At 51.2% G+C, this 18,330-nt stretch carries 14 protein-coding genes; 5 read left to right on the plus strand and 9 right to left on the minus strand.

The window, feature by feature from the left end; all coding sequences use genetic code 11:
- Positions 1 to 44 precede the first annotated feature (44 nt).
- The 4 genes from mgtE to AC04MQ_RS09890 form a co-directional block, all read right to left on the minus strand.
- Positions 45 to 1,388, minus strand: coding sequence for a magnesium transporter (gene mgtE, locus AC04MQ_RS09875; protein WP_015091599.1), 1,344 nt, complete (start codon positions 1,386 to 1,388; stop codon positions 45 to 47).
- Between the two features lie 75 nt (positions 1,389 to 1,463).
- The gene (locus tag AC04MQ_RS09880) at positions 1,464 to 3,326 is read right to left on the minus strand and encodes an ABC transporter ATP-binding protein (RefSeq protein ID WP_475391987.1); all 1,863 of its coding nucleotides are present in this window, start codon (positions 3,324 to 3,326) and stop codon (positions 1,464 to 1,466) included.
- On the minus strand, positions 3,319 to 5,112 hold the full coding sequence (locus AC04MQ_RS09885) for an ABC transporter ATP-binding protein (RefSeq protein ID WP_475391988.1): 1,794 nt from the start codon (positions 5,110 to 5,112) through the stop codon (positions 3,319 to 3,321). The genes AC04MQ_RS09880 and AC04MQ_RS09885 overlap by 8 nt, the downstream gene beginning before the upstream one ends.
- Complete coding sequence (locus AC04MQ_RS09890) at positions 5,109 to 5,738, minus strand: 2OG-Fe(II) oxygenase (RefSeq protein ID WP_475391989.1); 630 nt, start codon at positions 5,736 to 5,738, stop codon at positions 5,109 to 5,111. The genes AC04MQ_RS09885 and AC04MQ_RS09890 overlap by 4 nt, the downstream gene beginning before the upstream one ends.
- Positions 5,739 to 5,769: 31 nt before the next feature.
- Between AC04MQ_RS09890 and AC04MQ_RS09895 the strand changes: the two genes are divergently transcribed.
- Positions 5,770 to 7,278 (plus strand): flavin monoamine oxidase family protein, encoded by a 1,509-nt coding sequence (locus tag AC04MQ_RS09895; protein WP_475391990.1) that lies wholly within the window; start codon positions 5,770 to 5,772, stop codon positions 7,276 to 7,278.
- A gap of 57 nt (positions 7,279 to 7,335) precedes the next feature.
- Here AC04MQ_RS09895 and AC04MQ_RS09900 read toward each other — a convergent pair whose 3' ends face one another.
- From AC04MQ_RS09900 to AC04MQ_RS09910, 3 genes are all read right to left on the minus strand, one after another.
- Positions 7,336 to 7,851, minus strand: coding sequence for a hypothetical protein (locus AC04MQ_RS09900; protein ID WP_015091594.1), 516 nt, complete (start codon positions 7,849 to 7,851; stop codon positions 7,336 to 7,338).
- On the minus strand, positions 7,851 to 9,566 hold the full coding sequence (locus AC04MQ_RS09905) for a DUF2785 domain-containing protein (protein ID WP_475391991.1): 1,716 nt from the start codon (positions 9,564 to 9,566) through the stop codon (positions 7,851 to 7,853). Before AC04MQ_RS09905 ends, AC04MQ_RS09900 begins: the two co-directional genes overlap by 1 nt.
- A gap of 157 nt (positions 9,567 to 9,723) precedes the next feature.
- Entirely contained in the window at positions 9,724 to 10,392 is a 669-nt protein-coding gene (locus AC04MQ_RS09910) for a hypothetical protein (RefSeq protein WP_015091592.1), read from the minus strand.
- 226 nt (positions 10,393 to 10,618) lie between these two features.
- On the opposite strand from AC04MQ_RS09910, the gene AC04MQ_RS09915 reads away from it, so the two are divergent.
- Positions 10,619 to 11,419, plus strand: coding sequence for a S1 family peptidase (locus AC04MQ_RS09915; RefSeq protein ID WP_015091591.1), 801 nt, complete (start codon positions 10,619 to 10,621; stop codon positions 11,417 to 11,419).
- A gap of 51 nt (positions 11,420 to 11,470) precedes the next feature.
- Here AC04MQ_RS09915 and AC04MQ_RS09920 read toward each other — a convergent pair whose 3' ends face one another.
- Both AC04MQ_RS09920 and AC04MQ_RS09925 read right to left on the minus strand, forming a co-directional pair.
- On the minus strand, positions 11,471 to 13,114 hold the full coding sequence (locus AC04MQ_RS09920) for a BNR-4 repeat-containing protein (protein ID WP_475391992.1): 1,644 nt from the start codon (positions 13,112 to 13,114) through the stop codon (positions 11,471 to 11,473).
- Entirely contained in the window at positions 13,114 to 13,956 is an 843-nt protein-coding gene (locus AC04MQ_RS09925; RefSeq protein ID WP_148278822.1) for an outer membrane beta-barrel protein, read from the minus strand. Before AC04MQ_RS09925 ends, AC04MQ_RS09920 begins: the two co-directional genes overlap by 1 nt.
- Positions 13,957 to 14,461: 505 nt before the next feature.
- Between AC04MQ_RS09925 and AC04MQ_RS09930 the strand changes: the two genes are divergently transcribed.
- From AC04MQ_RS09930 to AC04MQ_RS09940, 3 genes are read left to right on the plus strand one after another with little or no spacing between them, the layout of a single operon-like run.
- Entirely contained in the window at positions 14,462 to 16,207 is a 1,746-nt protein-coding gene (locus AC04MQ_RS09930; RefSeq protein ID WP_475391993.1) for a hypothetical protein, read from the plus strand.
- A gap of 3 nt (positions 16,208 to 16,210) precedes the next feature.
- Positions 16,211 to 16,888 carry a hypothetical protein gene (locus tag AC04MQ_RS09935; protein WP_015091587.1) on the plus strand — a complete coding sequence of 226 codons (678 nt, stop codon included), beginning with the start codon at positions 16,211 to 16,213 and terminating at the stop codon, positions 16,886 to 16,888.
- Between the two features lie 25 nt (positions 16,889 to 16,913).
- Complete coding sequence (locus AC04MQ_RS09940; protein WP_015091586.1) at positions 16,914 to 18,326, plus strand: hypothetical protein; 1,413 nt, start codon at positions 16,914 to 16,916, stop codon at positions 18,324 to 18,326.
- Positions 18,327 to 18,330: the final 4 nt, after the last annotated feature.

Below are 18,330 nucleotides of genomic sequence, written 5' to 3' on the forward strand. Positions count from 1 at the left end.
TTATTGCTGCGGTGTAGACCCGAAAAAGAACCGGGAACCTTTTTCTAGAGCAGAATTCCTGACAGGAAGAAGGATGCGGCCGAGAAGTAGATCACCAAACCTGTGACGTCGACCAAAGTGGCGACGGCCGGGGCCGAAGCAGAAGCAGGGTCAAAGCCGACTTTTTTCAGGATGAAGGGAAGCATCGATCCGGAAATAGTTCCCCACAACACGACACCCACGACGCTGGCGGCAACTGTCAGACCCACTTGCATGTAGTGAGCGGTGTACAGTGTTTCACGATTCGGCCACAGCATGATTCGGATAAAACCGATCGCACCCAGCACCAGACCCAGGCAGGCCCCGGTCATGATCTCTCGACCCAGCACACGCCACCAGTCACGCAAGCGCACCTCGCGCAGAGCAATCGCACGAATAATCAAAGTGGAAGCCTGAGAACCCGAGTTACCACCCGAGCTGATAATCAGCGGGATGAACATGGAAAGCACCACGGCTTTGGATAATTCATCCTCGAAGAATGCCATGGCGGTCGCCGTGAACATTTCCCCCAGGAAAAGAATCATCAGCCAGCCACCGCGCTTTTTTAACATCTCGAGCATCGAGATCTTCAGGTACGGGGCATCCAGGGATTCAACACCCCCGATTTTATGAATATCTTCGGTCGCTTCTTCCTGAATGGCCGTGGCCACGTCATCGAACGTAACGATACCTTTCATGATACCGTTTTCATCGACAACTGGGACGGCCATCAGATCCTGTTGCGAGAAGATGCGACCGATTTGCTCCTGGTCCATTTCAACAGGAACTTTCAGAACGTCGGTGTGCATGATTTCTGCGATCTTTTTTTCAGGTGAAGACTGGAACAACTCGCGGAAGGAAACCACGCCCAGAAGCTTCTGGTCGGAATCCAGCACGTAAGCGTAATAAATCGTTTCAACGTGGGTTTTGGCCTGAATGCGGATGTAGCTGATGGCTTCATCCACACTCATGTCAGGACGCAGGCGCACGAAACGGGAGCTCATCAAGCCCCCGGCGGCGTCTTCCGCGTAAGCCAGCAGGGCCGTGACTTCACGTTTGGTCTGCGGGTCCAGCAAAGACAGGATGTCTTCTTTGTGGTCGCCGCCCATTTCCTGGATCAAATCGGCCACGTCATCGGGGGCCAGCAGGCGGATCCAGGATCTCTTTTCAAGATGAGTCGCTTCTTCGATCAGTTCGGCCTGATCGTGGGTCTTAAGGCTTAGGAAAAGCTCTTCAGCATCGGTGCGGGGCAGGTCTTTGAATTTTTCACGGCGCTCGGCCGGACTAAGGGCAGACCAGCTCTCGGATAGAATGAGAACTGTGTCTTGATCCTGGACTTCGATGTTGTTCTGGTTGTTGTTGCTGTCCATCTCGCCCCACCAGTTGAAAATTTATGCTTTGCCCGATGAAATACCCCTTATCATCGGCAGGGGCAACCCTAATTGTTAGACCAGTTCTGTATTTTTAAAGCGAGGCAGCACTTCCGATGTCGGCCCCAAAGCTTTGATCTCGCCATTCTGTAACCATAAGATTCGATCACACTTTGCAAGCGTGGACAGACGGTGGGCAATAATAATCTGGGTGCGGTCCGAGAAGAATTCTTCAGTCGCGCGGACCATGATTTCTTCAGACTGGGGATCGACCGAGCTGGTGGCTTCGTCCATAATGACAATCGGGGCTTGTTGCAGCAGGCAGCGCGCCATGCACAGAAGCTGACGTTCCCCCAGGGACAGGTTTTTACCGCGTTCCTCAATGCGCATATCCAGGCCACCGGGCTGAGCCAGCACCCATTCGCGCAAGCCCACCTGTGCCAAAACGGAAAGCAGTTTTTCTTCCGTCAGGGTGCCTTCAATATCCAGATTAAAGCGCAATGTTCCCTGGAACAGAATCGGTTCCTGGGAAATAAAGGCCATGGATTTGCGGTACAGGTTCAGATCCACGCCGTTGGTCGCCGCGGTCAGTTTCGGTTGGTGGGTGTTGATGGCAATCTGGCCTTTGTCGATCGGGTACAAATAGAACAAAGCCTGAATCAGGCTGGATTTGCCTGAACCCGTGCGTCCCACGATACCCAGGCGTTCGCCGGCCTTCACGTCAAAGTTGACGCCTTTAAGAACCCATGGCAGGTCTTCGCGATAACGGAACCACACGTCTTGTACTTGGACAGAGGCATTGCGTTCTTCGGTCAGACGGCGCGTGGACAGGTACTTTTCCACACTTCGGGAATAAGTCGGGTGTCCCGTGGCAAAGGTGGCCGTTGAAGGCAGCAAGCTGCCTTGTTCGATGTTCATGCGCATGTACTGATCCAGTCTTTCAACTCCGATCATGGCTTCTTCAAACTGGGTCAACCATTCAAAGAACATCTGCACGGTGTTGCCGGAAAGCGCGATAAATGCAAAGGCCACACCGACAGATCCGACCGTCGCCCAGCCTTTTTCAACCATAAAATAAGCCGACACGCCGGTCACCAGTAGCAGCAGGGCCGTCAGACTGTTCATCTGCAAAGAGAAACTGAGCAGACTTTTCGTGGTGTCCATCTTTTGCGTCAGGAAGTGGCTGTCCAGGCGTTCAAAACGTTCACTGAATGACTGCTGACGGCGGAACGAGCGAATCGTGCTGGCCCCTTGGGTGGTTTCGGCAAAATGCGCGATGCTTGGAGAACGGCTGGCTGACAGTTCACGACGAGCCGTGCGCAGTTTTTCCTGATTCAGTTTGTAAATCAGATAGTTCATCAACGCGATAAAGACCACAAAGATCAGATACACCGGATTTGCCACGGTGATCAGAATGATCATCATGGTCAGATCAAAAATGATGGAAATAAATTCGGCCAAAGGTCCGCCAAACAAACGGAAGACGTTGCCATAGTCACTGGAAAAACGTGTGATGATTCTTCCGGCCGGAGTGTTGTCAAAGAAACTCATCGGCAGGCGGGACGTGCGCAGGGTCACTTCATCATAGAATGAAGAAATCGCCTGAGCCGACAGACGCGAGAAGCTCACCCGGAAGGTCATGGTCAGAACAAAGCCGGTCACCGCCATCACGGCCAGCAGGGTGATCAACTGGGCTGAGCTTAAACCTGAAAGAATGTTTTCCTTGCCGACGATGGTGTCGACCCAATAGCCGATCACGTTGGTGTTGGCCAAAAGCAAACCACGCCCGGTGATGCCCAGAACCAGACACAGCACAATGCGGGTGAAGAACGGGCTGTAGGCGAACTTCAGTGTTTCGAAAATGGTCTGGTTGTAGCCGCCGTCTTTTTTGGTGTCGCCATCGCTCAGGTACTTGGCTTTGATTGGAGCATTAGACATTGGACACCTCCGCTTTCTTTGCGGATTCTTTTTCAGTGGCTTCTTTGGCAACGCTGGTCGTATATTCGCGGAACTTTTCATTGCGCGACAGGAGCTGCTCGTAGGTACCGGAATCAATAATCTGACCGTCTTCCATGAATAAAATACGATCAACGCGGTGAAGGGCACTCAGGCGGTGAGTCACCAGCAAACGGGTGCGGTCCGCCCAGGCCCCCAGCAACAGCTGTTCAAACAGTTTATGTTCAGTGTCGACATCCACGGCACTGAGGCAGTCATCCAGCAGCATGATCGGGGCTTCGTGATAGTGCACCCGCGCCAGTCCCACACGCTGTTTCTGGCCGCCGGACAGATTCACGCCGCGTTCACCGATTTCAGTGTTCAGGCCTTTTTCCACGCGTTCAGTGTCCAGATCAAACTGCGCCAGACGCAACGATTCTTCCACCATCGGGTCCCGTTCCGCTTCGATGTCGTACAAGAAGGCCACGTTTTCGCGCAAGGTGGCGTTCATGATAAAACCTTCCTGCGGGACATAGGCAAAGTGCGCACGAACTTCATCAACCGAAACATTCAGGGCGTTCTTGCCACCCAGGTGATAGAAATCAAAATGCGCACCGGTTTCTTTCAACAGCGACAACAGCAGCATGGACTTGCCGGCGCCGACTTCGCCGACAACGGCGACAAATTCGCCGTGGGCGATATCCAGATCCACATTTCTAAGAATCTTTCTTTGCGCCACGGTCAGATTCAAGCCACGGACCTGCAGGGCAAACTTGTCTGCTAGTTCCGCTTGACGGCGTTCTTGAGAATTTTCTGCGGTTTCATTGTTTTGGGTCGAGAAGAATTCTTCCAGGCGGCGCAGTGATGTCCAGGAATCAAAGGCAAACGTAAAGAACCACGGCATCTGACGGAAGGGACGGGTCAGGAACACCGCCACAATCCAAAGCAACGCCAAAAGCTCGCCACTGGTCAGAGTGTGTTTGGAGTAAAACACCAAAGTTGCCAATGCCACCACATTCAGGAAGAACGTGATGGAAGTGGAAATCGAGTTCATCGTCTGACCGTTGGTGACCATGGAAACACGGTTGCTGGTTTCAATTTCACGTTTGGCGAAGATGTTGCTTTCAAAGTGATGGGTCCAGCTTAAGATGCGGATGGTGCGGATATTTTGAATCCACTCATTCACCAGACCAATGCGTTCTGCTGCCAGTTGCTTGAAATTGAAAAAGAACTTCGACTGACGAAACGCCATGAAAGTGTTCAAACAGGAAATTCCCAGCATCACCAGCACGGTTGGCCACAGCGGAATATCAAACAGCAGCGAAATTGCAAAGGGTGCCAGAATCAGCGGGAAGATCGTGGAAGCGCCGGCCGGCAGCGTCTGATCCAAAAACACGGTGGCCCCTTGAACGTCGGTGGCGTACAGGGAAACAATTTCCCCCACCGGGCGGCCGCTCATGGTGTCGACACGCAGATGCAGGGTTTTGTTGTAAAGACGTTTGGCAAAGACCTTTTGCATGTGCAGGGCTTCGCGAACGCTCAGAAAGTTTGTCAGTTGCGAGAAAGCCTGGGCCAGCAAAACACAGAAAAAAGCGCCAATGATGTAAGACAGGGTGTGATCAAACTGGATGAAGTGCAGCTTGCTTTCGACTCCGGTCAGTTGGTCGATGAATTCCTTCTGAAAGAAAGGACCCATCAAGCCCAGAACCGCCGCTACCAAAGAACATAACAGAACGGTGAGGCGGGCGTGGATACGAGTGAAAACAACTTCTGCAAACAATGACTTCATGATGCGTCGTTCCTAAACCAGCCAGTCAGACTGAGCCGGGGTGAATGACTCTTTTCCACCTGATGGGGAAAGAGATCGCTGCGGAAAAGGACAAATGTTCCAAGGCGGGGCTGCACTTGCGCCAGCAGAAGGTTTTCATCTTCGGGGCTGTACAAACTCAGTTCTCCTCCGTCGCCTTTTTGCCAGTGGGCATTGAGGTAGAGGATGAAAGTGATCCGTCTTGCGCCGGACCCGCGGTGGTTGTCGATATGCTTATCATATCCTCCGCCGGGAGGATACAGGGCAAAGTGCGATTCAAATCTTTGGAGACCCAAATAAAAATTCTCATTCAGTTTCTGGCGCAGAATTTCAAGCTCGGCAAGGAACTGTTTTTGTAAGTCCGAGCCCGTGTCCTGCTCCAGCCACAGAGTGAAATCACCCCGAATCCCGGAATTCACGGTCTTCGTGTTTGAATGTCCGATAGAGGCTTTGTTCAGGGCCCCGGCAGCATGAAGATTTTGACACTCTTGGGCGAGTGCCCGACAGAAATCCTCTGAGAAAACCTCAGTTGCAACGGACCAGTGATGGTCCTCCAGGACATCAAACATTCTATCGAGATTTGTGAGATTGATTTGATTCTGCTTCAAAGTGTTGCCATTCTATGCAGGTGAGGGATTGATGGCAAAAAGTTCTTTTACTCGTCGCGAGTTTTTAAAAATCTCGGCCCTGGGGTCTTCGGCTTTGGCATGGGGCGGCTGCGCCAGTGCCGAGCGATTCTTCATGGGTGATGCCCGCGATCTGCGCAGTGAAGTTGTTATTCTGGGGGCTGGCGCTGCCGGCCTGGCGGCGGCTTTTGAGCTGAAAAAGAAGAAAATCCCTTTCCGTATCTTTGAGGCATCCTCACGTGTGGGCGGCCGCGTGCAAAGCGTTCCCGTGTTCGGTGAAACCGGCCCCGTGGGCGAGCTGGGGGCCGAGTTTTTTGACAACTCCCACGTGCAGCTGCTGAGCCTTGCCAAAGAGCTGAATCTGCCGGTGCGCGAGATCAAAACCCCGACGGATGTGGAAGCACACCTGTTTTCCTTTGATGGTAAACAGTACCGCGTGAAAGACCTGCTGCCGCGAATGAAGACCCTGCAAGCGCCATTGCGCCGTGTGCGTCTGGATCTGTATCGTGATCAGGATGTGGTGCTAAGTTACAAAAATTCATTCCAGTACGAGCGCGCTGCTTACTATGACACCTTGTCGTTGAAGGATCTTTTGGAATCCTGGTCTTCGGAAGTGGACCCGGTGCTGCGTCAGTTGATCGAAACCCAGGCGGTTAGCCGTTTTGGTGTGGATGCCGCCGATCAGTCGTCTTTGCATTTCCTTTCCACTGTCGACGCCGAAGGCAGCTCGCTGCTGGGTGCGCGCACCACTTATCGCATGGAAGGCGGGCTGTCGAATCTGATGCAGACGCTGGCTTCGCGAGTGGCCGGGGTCATCCCGGATTATTCGGTGAAGATGAACATGGCGCTGGTGGAAATGTCGTTTGAAAATGAAACTTTCGAACTGACTTTCCAAGGGGCGCAAGGCAAAGAAACCTTCCGCACGCGCAGTGTGATCTGCACAATTCCGTTCTCGAAGCTGCGTGAAGTGAAGGGCTTTATGGATCTGGAAATTTCCAATCTTAAAAAAGAAGCCGTGCGCACTCAGGAATACGCGACTCACTCGAAAGGTCTGATTCCGTTTGCGAACCCATTCTGGAGCACGCGCAGCGGTTCCACCCCGGCGAACCTGGGGAATTTCACGGGTGATTTCCTGACGGAAAAAATCTGGGATTCCGGGCGTTCACAAGCCGGCACGCAAGGCTTGCTGACGTGGCAGCGCGCAGGCAGTTCCGGTTTGAAGGCCGGGGCCTCCGCCACTGAAGACACCTTGAAAGATCTGGGCTTGTTCTATGGCGAAGTGCCGGCTAAATTTCACGGCCGGGACCAGATGGTGAACTGGAAGCAGCGCAAGTGGTCTTTGGGATCCATGGCGGTGTTTAAGCCTGGTCAGTATATGAAGTTCCGCGGAGCCGCCGCCGATCCGGAGTTGAACGGGCAGTTGCTGTTCGCCGGCGAACACACCAGCCTGCGTTTTGCCGGAACCCTGCAGGGGGCGATTGAAACCGGGCAGAAGGCTGCGGCCTCTGTATCATTGGGATAAAATAAAAAAGGCCCTGATTCAGGGCCTTTTTCTTTTTCTGATTTTTCAGTTCTGGAACTATTTCACCAGATTGATTTGCAGAGTTCCGTTTTCACCCTGAGAGGTGATGAAGCCATCAACATCTGTCTTGTTGATCGCGTTGATCAAAGAGCTCAGACGGTTGCCCGTGGAAGTCATGCCCTGAGGCACAGAACCGTCCGCGTTCACCCAGCTGTAATTGGCCTGCGGGGAAACCACAAACACCACGATGTTGTAAGAAGGGCGGAAGCCCTCTTTTTCAACCTGTACGGATGGCAGGCTCATGGCATCAGCAGAGATGTAAACCGTGCGCGCCTCTTTCACCTGAGAAATAGAGATAGAGGAATTGTCGGTGGAGATGAATGGGCGGGAACCCACAGCGTAAAGAACTGTCAGGTACTGACCGCGATAGTTACCCAGTTTGTTCACCTGAAGGGACGGGATCGTTTCAAAGCGTGCAGCTTCCGCACTTCTTTGTGAAACCGAACCACTCATAAGGCCCAGACCGATGATCAGAGTCAAAGCATTGATGATGATAAGTTTGAGGGATCTCATTAGTTTGCTCCTGTTTTCGCGTAATCCAGATACATGATCAGGTGACCATTTGGATCCATCATCACGCGATTGATATCCAGTTTAATTCCCAAAATCTGCGGTGGCAGTGGCAGCCCACCCGGAAGGGATTCTTCCGTTTTGGCCCAGTTGGCACTGCGTTTTTTCAGCTCGTCCTTTACACCTTCACGGACTTTGCCTTTGAACAGCTTGCCGGCTGTCGAGATGTACTTGTCATCCAGGTACATGCTGTCAGTGTCGATGGAATACATCAGCAACTGCATGCCGGTCTTATCACTCAATTGGCGCAATTTTGCAATGATATCGAAGTCCACCACGATGGTCTTTTTCAAGAACATGCTGTCGGGTTGAATTTCGACTGAAACTCTCAGTTTAACGAAGGTTTCCGTAGGCTTAACCGCCACACCGGCTGGAGTTTTTACATAGTCGATCAAAGGAGTCGCGACCAGTTTCAAAACGGAACCATCACTTTGTTTGATCTGTTCGAAATTTTTGCGCTCGAAAGCCAGTTGCAAAACGCGGTTGATCAGGGCGCGGTCCACGCTCAACCCGATGTCATAGTTTTCCTGAGTCACCGCGGTGAAGGACGGAGCCCCACGGGAAGCGTGCGACTTCACCGGAGCACTCTGCGAGTTGATCGGGTCTTCCACATAAGTGGTCAGATCAACATTCAAGGATTTCTTAAGATTCAGGCTTTGCAGCTGCAAGCCCCACTTGAAAGCGGGACGGGTGTCAGTGGGTTCCTGACCCGGAGCTGCCATGTCCTGAACCTGTTCCAAAGATCCACCCAGGAATTCCTTGGCTTTCTGATTCAGCATGGCCGGCAGTTGCGTGCGCGCAAAGTCCCCGATGCTGCCGCGAACTTTTTCAAGAATCATCGGAGCCTGGGACTGGAACAGTCTTTCCAGTTCCTCGTTGTTTACATAGAATTTCTTGCCATTCACTTCCACTGCAAACTGAGGAACGATCAGGCGACCGTATTTCAAGCCCAGTGGGATGGAATCAAAGTTATTGGAAATTTCAAGCGCTTCAAATTCAAGTCCGCCCATGTTGTTCATGCGCAGATAGAATGGCAGACGGATTTTCAGAGGCATTTCCTCGTCAGCCGCCTGCAACGTCACGTCTTCAAAACCGGCTTTACCCAGGAATTCGTTTTGTGTATCCCACGCCACCACGGATTTGGTGGAGATCGTCAGTTTTTTGACTTCAAGTTCAATCGCCAAAATGGCGCCATCACGTTTCCCCAGAGCCTCCATCAGAATTTCGTCGGTGACCAGACCAAAGCGCGAGAATTTTGCAACGTAACCGGATTCACCGATCTCAATAGTCGGTTGGTGATCATTCATAGAGAAGCCCACCAGCCAGCGAGTCAAAAGACCGCGCACCTGCTGGTACATTTTGACCATCTCTGGATTTGCATCCATGAACTCGTCCATATTGATGGGTTTTTCAGCGGTGTAGCTCATGGCAGGGAAGTAACCCTCATCCAGCTTCACACCCACGTTTCCAAGGATGTCGCTCAGACGGTTGTCGAAATATTTCATCCCGCGCGGAGTGATTTGCACGCGCACGGCATTGGGCATCAGATGCTTGTTTGCAATCTGCGGATTGGCGTCCGTGACAGCATGGGCATTCAAACTCTGCAAAGTCAGCAGAAGTGGGATCAGCACCTTGGATGTATGAAACCGACGTACCATTTTTTCGTCCTCATGGTTAGGGGCTCTTGGGGCCTCAGCCAATAGTTGCAAAGCGGATTCCAATTTGAGACGTCCTCAGAAGCAATCTATAGGGGGCAGAAGCTTCTTGACGTGTCCAAAATTGATACAGGCGCCTTTTAGCGGCGCACTTTTAAACTTATTTCAGAAGGCCTGCGCTAAGAGCCAAGGCCTTTTCCATTTTCTGGTCGGCTTCAGTGCGGATTCTTTCAGACAGACGCGCTTCCAGCAGATCCGCGTTGGCATCAGCCCCGGCCAAAGTTTCCAAGGAGTTTTTCATTGTGCTGCCCGCGGCAAATTCAAACTGTTCTTCCAGAATGGAGGTCGTTTCACCGGAAGCCATGAACAGCGCCAAGGATGGGTGACGGTCGGCCTGGAAAGAGCTTTCCGCTTGAACATAAGAGGCCTCTTTCAAAGCCTTGCGGGCTTCGGCATCCCACAGTTTCAGTTCTTCCATATCAGATTTTTTGGTGTCGACCAGGGCTTGCAGCATTGGCAGTGCCGCAAGGTCTTGGGCCTTCGCAAAGTTCAGGGCACGCGTGCGGGCTTCGGCGCAAGACCCGGAGGTTTTCAGGATCTCTTGCACGGCCGCGGTGTGCTCTTTGTGGGACGCTGTCGTCAGGATAAGATCGCGAACCGAACCTTCCACCTCCTGAAGCAGGTACTGGGCTTTCAGGGGATGCTGGGAGCTGTACAGGGACTGTTCCTGATGCAGACAGTTTTGGATCTGGGATACATCAAGGCCCGCCGCCTGGGACAGGGAAGAGCCGAACATCAGACAAAGCACCGCAATCTTAGTCATTTTCATTTTCTTATCCTTTGGAGGGTAAATCTTTGAACGGATTGAAATACTTCAAAGTGGGGACCAACGCGGTTTATGAGCCATTGCGATCTGGGCTGTTGTGGTTGTGGCGGTGGGCCCAAAATTGTCAAAAATCAGGACGGTAGGGTAAAAACATCTGGGAACACTTTTAATTAGAGGCGTTGCGGGACTTTCTTTGATAGAAGGGGAGCGCTTTTAAAGGAGTGCTCAAATGCTCAAAAAGATTTCTTTGATGATGGTTTCTGCTGCGATGTTGGCTGCTTGTGCGGATCAAAATGCTGCGCAAATTCAAACGCAAGGTCAGGATGTTATTGGTGGTGATAAGGTTTCTGCCAACGATATCATTGCTCGCTCTACAGTGGGTCTTTACGATGAAAAAGCCGGTGCTTTGTGCTCTGGGACTTTGATTGCCCCACAATTGGTTCTGACGGCTGCTCACTGCGTGGATCCGAACTCTGACAAGCTGATTGTCTTCTTCGGTCAGGAAATGAAGGGTCTTGATCCTGCGAAGGTTCGTAAGACGGTGAAAGCTCTTCAGCACAAAGACTACAATCCTGAGCGCGTGGAAGACACCGCTGACGTGGCTTTGGTAAGATTTGAAGGTGCAGCTCCGGCAGGTTATGCCCCAGCTCCATTGTATACTGACTTCAACCAGTTGCAAAAAGGCTCTAACGTTGTGGTGGCGGGCTTTGGTTTGAACTGGGCTTGGGGTGTTAAAAAAGGTGCAGGCACTTTGCGCACGACTGAGCTGAAAGTAAAACGTTCCTTGTATGGGACGACTGAAATCATGCTGGACCAGTCCATTCGTAAAGGTATCTGCAGTGGTGATTCCGGTGGGCCTGCTTATGTTCAGAAAGACGGACGTCTTTATCTGATGGGTGTTGCCAGCCGTGGTGACTCTTTGCCGATTCCTTTGACTCCAGACTGCTTCATGATGTCGATCTTCACTCGTGTGGATTCCTACACTCCATGGATCGCAGAAACATCTGATCTGTTGATGGCGATCAAATAATTCAAATTTTAGAAGTTTGAAAAAGAAAAAGCTCCCGAAGGGGAGCTTTTTTTATTTGAAGTCCTTGTCATTGACCAGGAACCAGTTTTTGCCCTGATCCTCTGATTTCAACAAGGCTGAGTTCAGCATCGGGGAGGTGTTGATGGCCTCGCCACTGGGGGATTTAAAGTAATAAGGCGCATAGGGCCGCATCTGACTGTATTCCAGATACAGGCTGCCTTTGCGGTCGATGGTCAGCACTTGGTAATAGTGCGTGTATTCCTGATCATTCGGGTACACCAGAATCTTGGGTTCAGACCACTTCCATTTTTTTCCGCTGCTGTCAGGTTCTGCACTCTGATATGCCAGGGCACCGAAGTATTCAAAATCAAATACAGACTTGTCATGGGCCCACAGGCGGTAAGCCAGATGCAGACGGTTGTGGGAATCGATCACCAAAGAGGCATAAGTCTGACTGCCACCTTGAACGCCCGGGATGTTGAAGTTTGCTGAATAGCCGCTGTCCGTGGTGTTCACGTATTCGGTCGGGCTCCAGCTGTCGATCGAGTCCGGCTTCAAACTGCGGGTGTAAGTGAAGTGGGCCCCATGGGCACCGCCAATCACATGCAAAGTCCCATCCTGACTGCGCACGATGGCCGGCTGATTGTGACTGTCGTTCAATGGCCAGGTTTTCAGAATCTCGGTTTTTTTGAAGTTGCGGGTTTTCACGTCCACTTCCGCAATCCAGATGGCAGAATAGGGATTGCCAGCCTTGTCAGGCTTGGAGTTTGTCACACGGCCACGCTCGTTCTTTTCCATTTTATGATCCAGCGTCGCTTCCAGCCAAGTGATGAAATACTTGTCCTTGGAACGCAGGATTTTAACGCCGCTGCCGCTGCGATAACCTATGGGCTGGGCATTTTCAGAAAGCACCACGGGCAGATCCCTGACCAGTTCGTCTTTTTCGAAATGGGTCATCTGGAAAGTCAATTTGCCGACGGTGCCTTGCCAGTATTCAAAGCCGCGTTCGTAACCCGGGGCTTTGCCCGTGGCTTGATAGTACAAGAATGCCGGAGGACCGGGCAGGGCGTCCACCGAAGTGGGTCTTTCCAGGTCATACCATTCAGGCAAAGCGGTTTCAGTCAGCAGATTCAAAGCTTTCCAACTGCGACCATAATCTTTGGAATAGGCCACGACATAGCTTTTGTCCAAGCCGTCTTTGATTCGCAAAGGCGTGTACATGATGTCGTCCCGGTCAAATACCGCCATCTTTGGATCCCACAACAGGTCCTGGCGATTGGCGCGGGTCAGTTCTTCGATATTTGATTTTGGAAAGAGATCTTTTAGAAAGTCAGACCCCAAAGACAACTCGGTCCAGCCACCACCGTCATAGCGAACAAAACCGCTGGTAAGGGCTGTGGTCTGACTGCGCTCATGCTGGCGCAGGTAAGGGCGGTTCTGGCTGTCAAAAGTGGGAATATAAACGGGGAAGCCCGGTGCCCAGTGAAAGACATTTCTTTCGTGCTGGGATTCCTGAAAGTTATAAGCTTCTGCGGCGGTGTTGAAGTTGTTCAAACCGCTTTTAGGCAAGGCCGGAAGTTTAATTGGAGTGAATGTACGACTGGTGGAAGCAAAGTCGGCCTGGCCTTCTTTGTCTTTGTAATAGGCCGACACCGCGATGAAGGCGATCAAAAGAAAGAAGACGACCTTCTTCATTAGAACTGCCAACCCCATCCAGCCCGGATGATGATTTGATTTGCCGAAGACGTGTTGTTATCCGGGAACATGGCATAATCCAATTGCACTGGGATGAAGCTCTTGCGGTCCAGATGATAATCCAGGCCCAAAGAACCCACGATCGTTTGGTTCGTGCTGATTTTGCTGGTGTCCAGAACGTTACTGGATTTGCCAATCGCAAACAGGAAGCCCAGACCGCCGCCCACCCAGGCATCAAACTTGGCACTGCGAAGATAAGAATAGCGAACCAGGGCTTCAACGCCCAGATAGCTGATGTCCACGGTACAGTCAGAACCAGAACAGCTGACTGTCGAAGAGCTGCCTTTGGCGCTCAGAGTTTCATAGCCGCCCAGAATACGTGCACTGATGTTTCCATCCAGCGGCATCTGATAAAAGGCAGAAGCATTGATGCTGCTGCCACTCAACGCCACGGAAGAGCTGGAGCTTGGCTTCACTGTCATGTTGTTCATGGCGTAACCTGCTGTCACACCCCAGGATGATTTGCTTTTGCCGGCTTTTTCCGGTGCCGCAGCTTTGGCGGTGGAGGCCGCTTTGCCTCCGCCGATTTTTGCAACGCTAAGATCCGCAGTCATCTGTCCTTTAAGGACGGCGGCTACGGCCTTTCCATTTTTGATTTGCTTTACTTCAAGCAGGGCGCGGGCTTTGCCCTCGGCATTGCGGGCTCCGAGCTTGTCACCCACCTGAAGGTCTTCACCTTCCATATCGATCAAAGCGCGATCGCCTTTAACCACAACGGCCTTAAGTGCCCAAGCTGGTGAAACCAAAGATGATATCAATAGTGTTGCAATCAAAAATCTCATAATGACTTTATCGACAATTTGAAACAGAACTAAAGGAAAAGATGTTCCCCAGGTTCGGGTTGGCGACTGTCTAAATGTGGAAGAAAACTCTGAAATTCAATGGGAAGGCAAGAGGTCCAGTGAGTGATGTCTCGCTCTGAACCACTTTTGCCGGGGATATCGTGTTTTTTTGACCGTGGGGAACAGTTAGTTTTCATTTTGTTTTCGTCCGAGGCTGTTTCATACCGGGAAAGGGCGCACCTGACATCAAGGGGTTAAGTCATTTACAAGGTGAAAAACGTCTCACAGCGAAACATCGTCAATGTCTTCTACAGGGACGAGTGGTCAAAAATTCTTTGTCGGAGCATCACAATTTTTCCCAAATTAGACGATAATGTAATCACTCAAGGGGGAATTGAGTATGAGGGGCTACAAATATCTTGTTGTCGTGGCGTCAGCGTTTTCTATTATAAACGCTCATGCTGCAGAGTCAGACATGCTTAAGGCCAAGAAACTCTACGAGAGAATGACAGGCGTTAAGGTGTCGTCCACCAAGCCCGAACTTAAGAAAGTGGCGGAGCTCATTGCAAACGGGGATACTCGTGGTGCAGCCAATTATATTACCGGCACTTCGGACTTTTTGAATGTGCAGATCAAGAATCTGTCTTTGAAGCTTTCAAACAAAGATGAATCCGTGAAAGTTCCTTTCAATGATTTCTCGGCGTTGATTGCCGGGGTTGTTCGTGACGGCAAGGACTTCCGTGAAATTCTGACGGCTGACTATTTCTATGATGTGAAGAATGTACCGAAGGTAACGGACAACAGAACGCGCTATTTCACGCAGGAAAACTTTACTCCGGTTGAAACAGCTTATATGGACCTGCAGACCTCTTTGCAGCTTCAATCCCGCCAAAAACTGGTGAAATCCGCATGGAGCACTCCGTATCAGCAAACAGACAAAAGCTTTGACCTGGTGAATCTGGCTGACAATCCGGAACCAGCTGGTGTTTTCTCGACCCGCACATTTGCGGAAAGAAACCTGAGCGGTGGTACAAACCGTCGTGCCGTTGAGTTTTCTTTAAAACAGTTTCTGTGTGTGTCCATGGCTGAAGCGGCAGATTCTTCTGCTTCAGATCAGTATGTGGGCCGCGACGTGGAACGTTTCCCGGCCGGGGACCACAATAAATACCTGACCAGCTGTAAAAGCTGCCACTCGGTGATGGATGGTATGCGTGGTGCCTTTGCCAAAATGGACTATACGAATTTCACGACGGGTGGTGCGACAGGCACTTATTCCCAGATGAACGGGGACTTCTTCAATCAGCATGGTATCCAGGCTGAATACAGCACTTACAGCACCAACTATATCACCAAAGTGACCAACGAGATTCTTCCGGACCTGGTGAACAGGCAGGAAAACTCCACCTGGTTCACGACACGTCTGGCTTACCTGATCAAACGTGGTACGGCAGAAGCGTCGGCCCGCAATACTTTGATGGGGACCCTGAACACGATTCGTGATCCGGCTGCTGCCAATGCGATTGCAGCTGATTTCAGCGCAAAGAAAGCAGCCTTCCTGGAAGACTTGAAAGCAAATCGTGCGGTCGATGCCTATAAAACAGAGTATGTGGCAGGTTGCCTGAATAATCTGGCCAAGGCCAATACAGCGGTGGCAGAGCAGCGTCGCCTGTTCCTGATTTGCAATCTGGACAATAAGAAAGAAATGTCAGTGCTTTATGAGTTCTATGACGCTTCTTTGACAGCGGCAAAAACTGCAGACACGGAAAAGGCACGTTTGCTTGGCAAGCTGATCAACAAAGGCCGTCCAGCCAATATCAATTTGGTGACTCCATATCTGGAAGCCCGCGAGGAACTGCGTCTGTTCCCACGAAATGCATTTGATTCCAGCACGGGTGTCGCGGCGAAAATGAACAAGGGTTCTTATCCTTACGGTTTCGTTGTTACGGGTGATAACTTCGTGAATAACGCGGTCCTGGGCAGCAAATCCACATTCTTTGGCTGGAGAGGCGGTAACGCCGGCGGCGGTCAGGGCGTGAAGGACTTCGGTAAAATGCTTTCTCAAAGCCGTCGTTTCAGCCAGTGCATGGCCAAACGCGTTTATGAAAGCGTGTGCCTGAAGAAGCTTGAATCCACCCAGTACACGACGCTGGTTCGTCTGGGCGACCGTTTCGAAGCAGTAAATTATAATTTGAAAAGCCTTTATACAGAAGTCGCCCTGGACCCGGTCTGTGGCGTGGTGAAAGAGGAGTAGACCATGAATGCTAAGAAAAAAATTGGCGCAGTAATCGGTGTGAGCTTCTCTTTCCTGTTTGTGACAATGGGCTTTCAAAACTGTGCGCAGCAGACTGATTTTGCCAGCCTTGAGGAAGTCACCTTGAATGGTGGTAGCGTTGATGGCAGCAACAGCAGCGTGAGCAGCAAGACCCAGTCGGATATTGACGGGGCTCCGGTGGATGCGAAGCAAACCCTGGAATCCATGATGTCGCTTTTGAATCTGAAAAGTGCTGACATCAATATGGGTACGGTGAACGCCGAGATCAACTATCGCCGCAACTTGCTGGTTCCGCAGAATGATCTGACTTTGGTGAACTCACCAAGCATCATCGCCACGACGTCCCTGGCGGGTGTGGTCTGTCAGCAAGCCGTGAATAAAGAGAAAAAAGGCACTCGTGACATCTTTAAGTATCTGGATTTTGCAAAAGGTCCTGGCACTTATGGAAAAATGGGCGCCATCAATACGTATATTCTGATGATTGACCGTTTCTGGATGCGCAAACCATCCAGTGAAGAGTTGTCCTTCATCACGCAAGCTGTGGACGAGTACTACAGCACTTTGGATTCTGCGGCTTTGGGGAAAGCTACAGAGTCTGACAAACTGGCGGTCTTTATCTGTTCAGGCATGTTGTCCGTGCCGGAATCTTACCTTCTGTAACGGACAATGGGGATTTGGGGGGAAAATGAAAAACGATAAACTGCAAAAAGTCCTGGATGAAAAAACCGACGTTTCCAGCCTGAAGCTTTCACGCCGTGAATTGCTTGAAACAGGTGTGATCTCCTTCGCGGCCCGCATGGCGGTGCCCGGGGCGGTGACTTCTATTCTGACCATGGGAAGTAAGGCCGTAGCGGCCGAAGGCGACCCGATGATTCCGTTTGTCACATTAAGTCTGAGTGGTGGCGCAGCCCTGCACGGAAACTTTGTCGTGAAAGACAAAGGCAACAATCTGCTGGGTGCTTACACCAAGCTGGGTCTGGGTAAATCCGGCTTTGCCACTGAAAAAGTGATGGGCGCAGACTTTGCCTCCAGCTCCCAATTGCATAAAGGTATCAAGTCTGTGGCCAGTGCTGCGACTTTGGGTAAAGCCCGTCTTGTGGCTCTTTGCACGGACACGGCCAACGACACCAACGGTCAGGCCGCTCTTCGTCCGTTCTATGATCTTTCCGGTCCATTGGAAAGAGCAGGTCTGATCGGCAAGGTTTTGCCGGGTGTGCATCAGGGCTCTACCGCTGAAAATATCCGTCCGGTGTTTTCAGCTCCCAATTCTTCCCTGGAGCTGGCAAGTCTAGACAACATGTTCGGTGCTTTGAATTATTCCAGTACTTTGGCAGACAACGGTATTTTGAATGCCAAACAAAAAAGAACTCTGGCTTCTTTCGTTGCTAAAATGACCAAGTCCCAGGTTGCAAAACTGAATTCCAAAAATGACGGTTTGAAGCTGGCCTTGCAGGAAGCCGGTGTGAAGTCCGGTGATATTATCGCGGCCGGTGGTGCTTCCGGCGTGGATCCACGCAAAGACACCATTGTGCAAAATGTTTATAAAATCAATACGGCAACAGCAGCCAACAACGCAACAGCGGTGACGGCGGGTGTGGTGTACAATGCATTGAATGGCAATATCGCCCACGGTCGTATCACGCTGGGTGGTTATGACTATCATTCTCCGGGCGTGCGTACTGCTGCCGATGCGAAAGACTTCGCTGCGGGTGTGCAGATCGGTAACATGCTGGAACTTGCCAGTCAGATGAAAAAACCATTGTTCATTATGGTGACCACTGATGGAGCTTGTTCTTCGGAAGTGTCTGACACTTCTTCCAGCATCTGGTCCAGTGACTATTCGTCTTCGTTGCAGTTCATTATTGCTTTTGATCCAAAGGGCAAAGTGACTTCCAGTGGTACTCAGATCGGTCATTACCTGACGGATCAGAGTGTGGATACATCCACGCTGGTGGGATCCCGTCCGGACTATGTGGCGGCGGCGATTCTGGCGAACTATTTGAATTTGAATTACAAGATGGGGCTGTTCAAACAACTTGCGCCGGCCACCTTACAGGCGGACGACGTGGAAAAAGTTGTTAAACTTCACGTAGCTTAAGGGG

It is taken from the genome of Bdellovibrio sp. MYbb2, assembly GCF_056175685.1.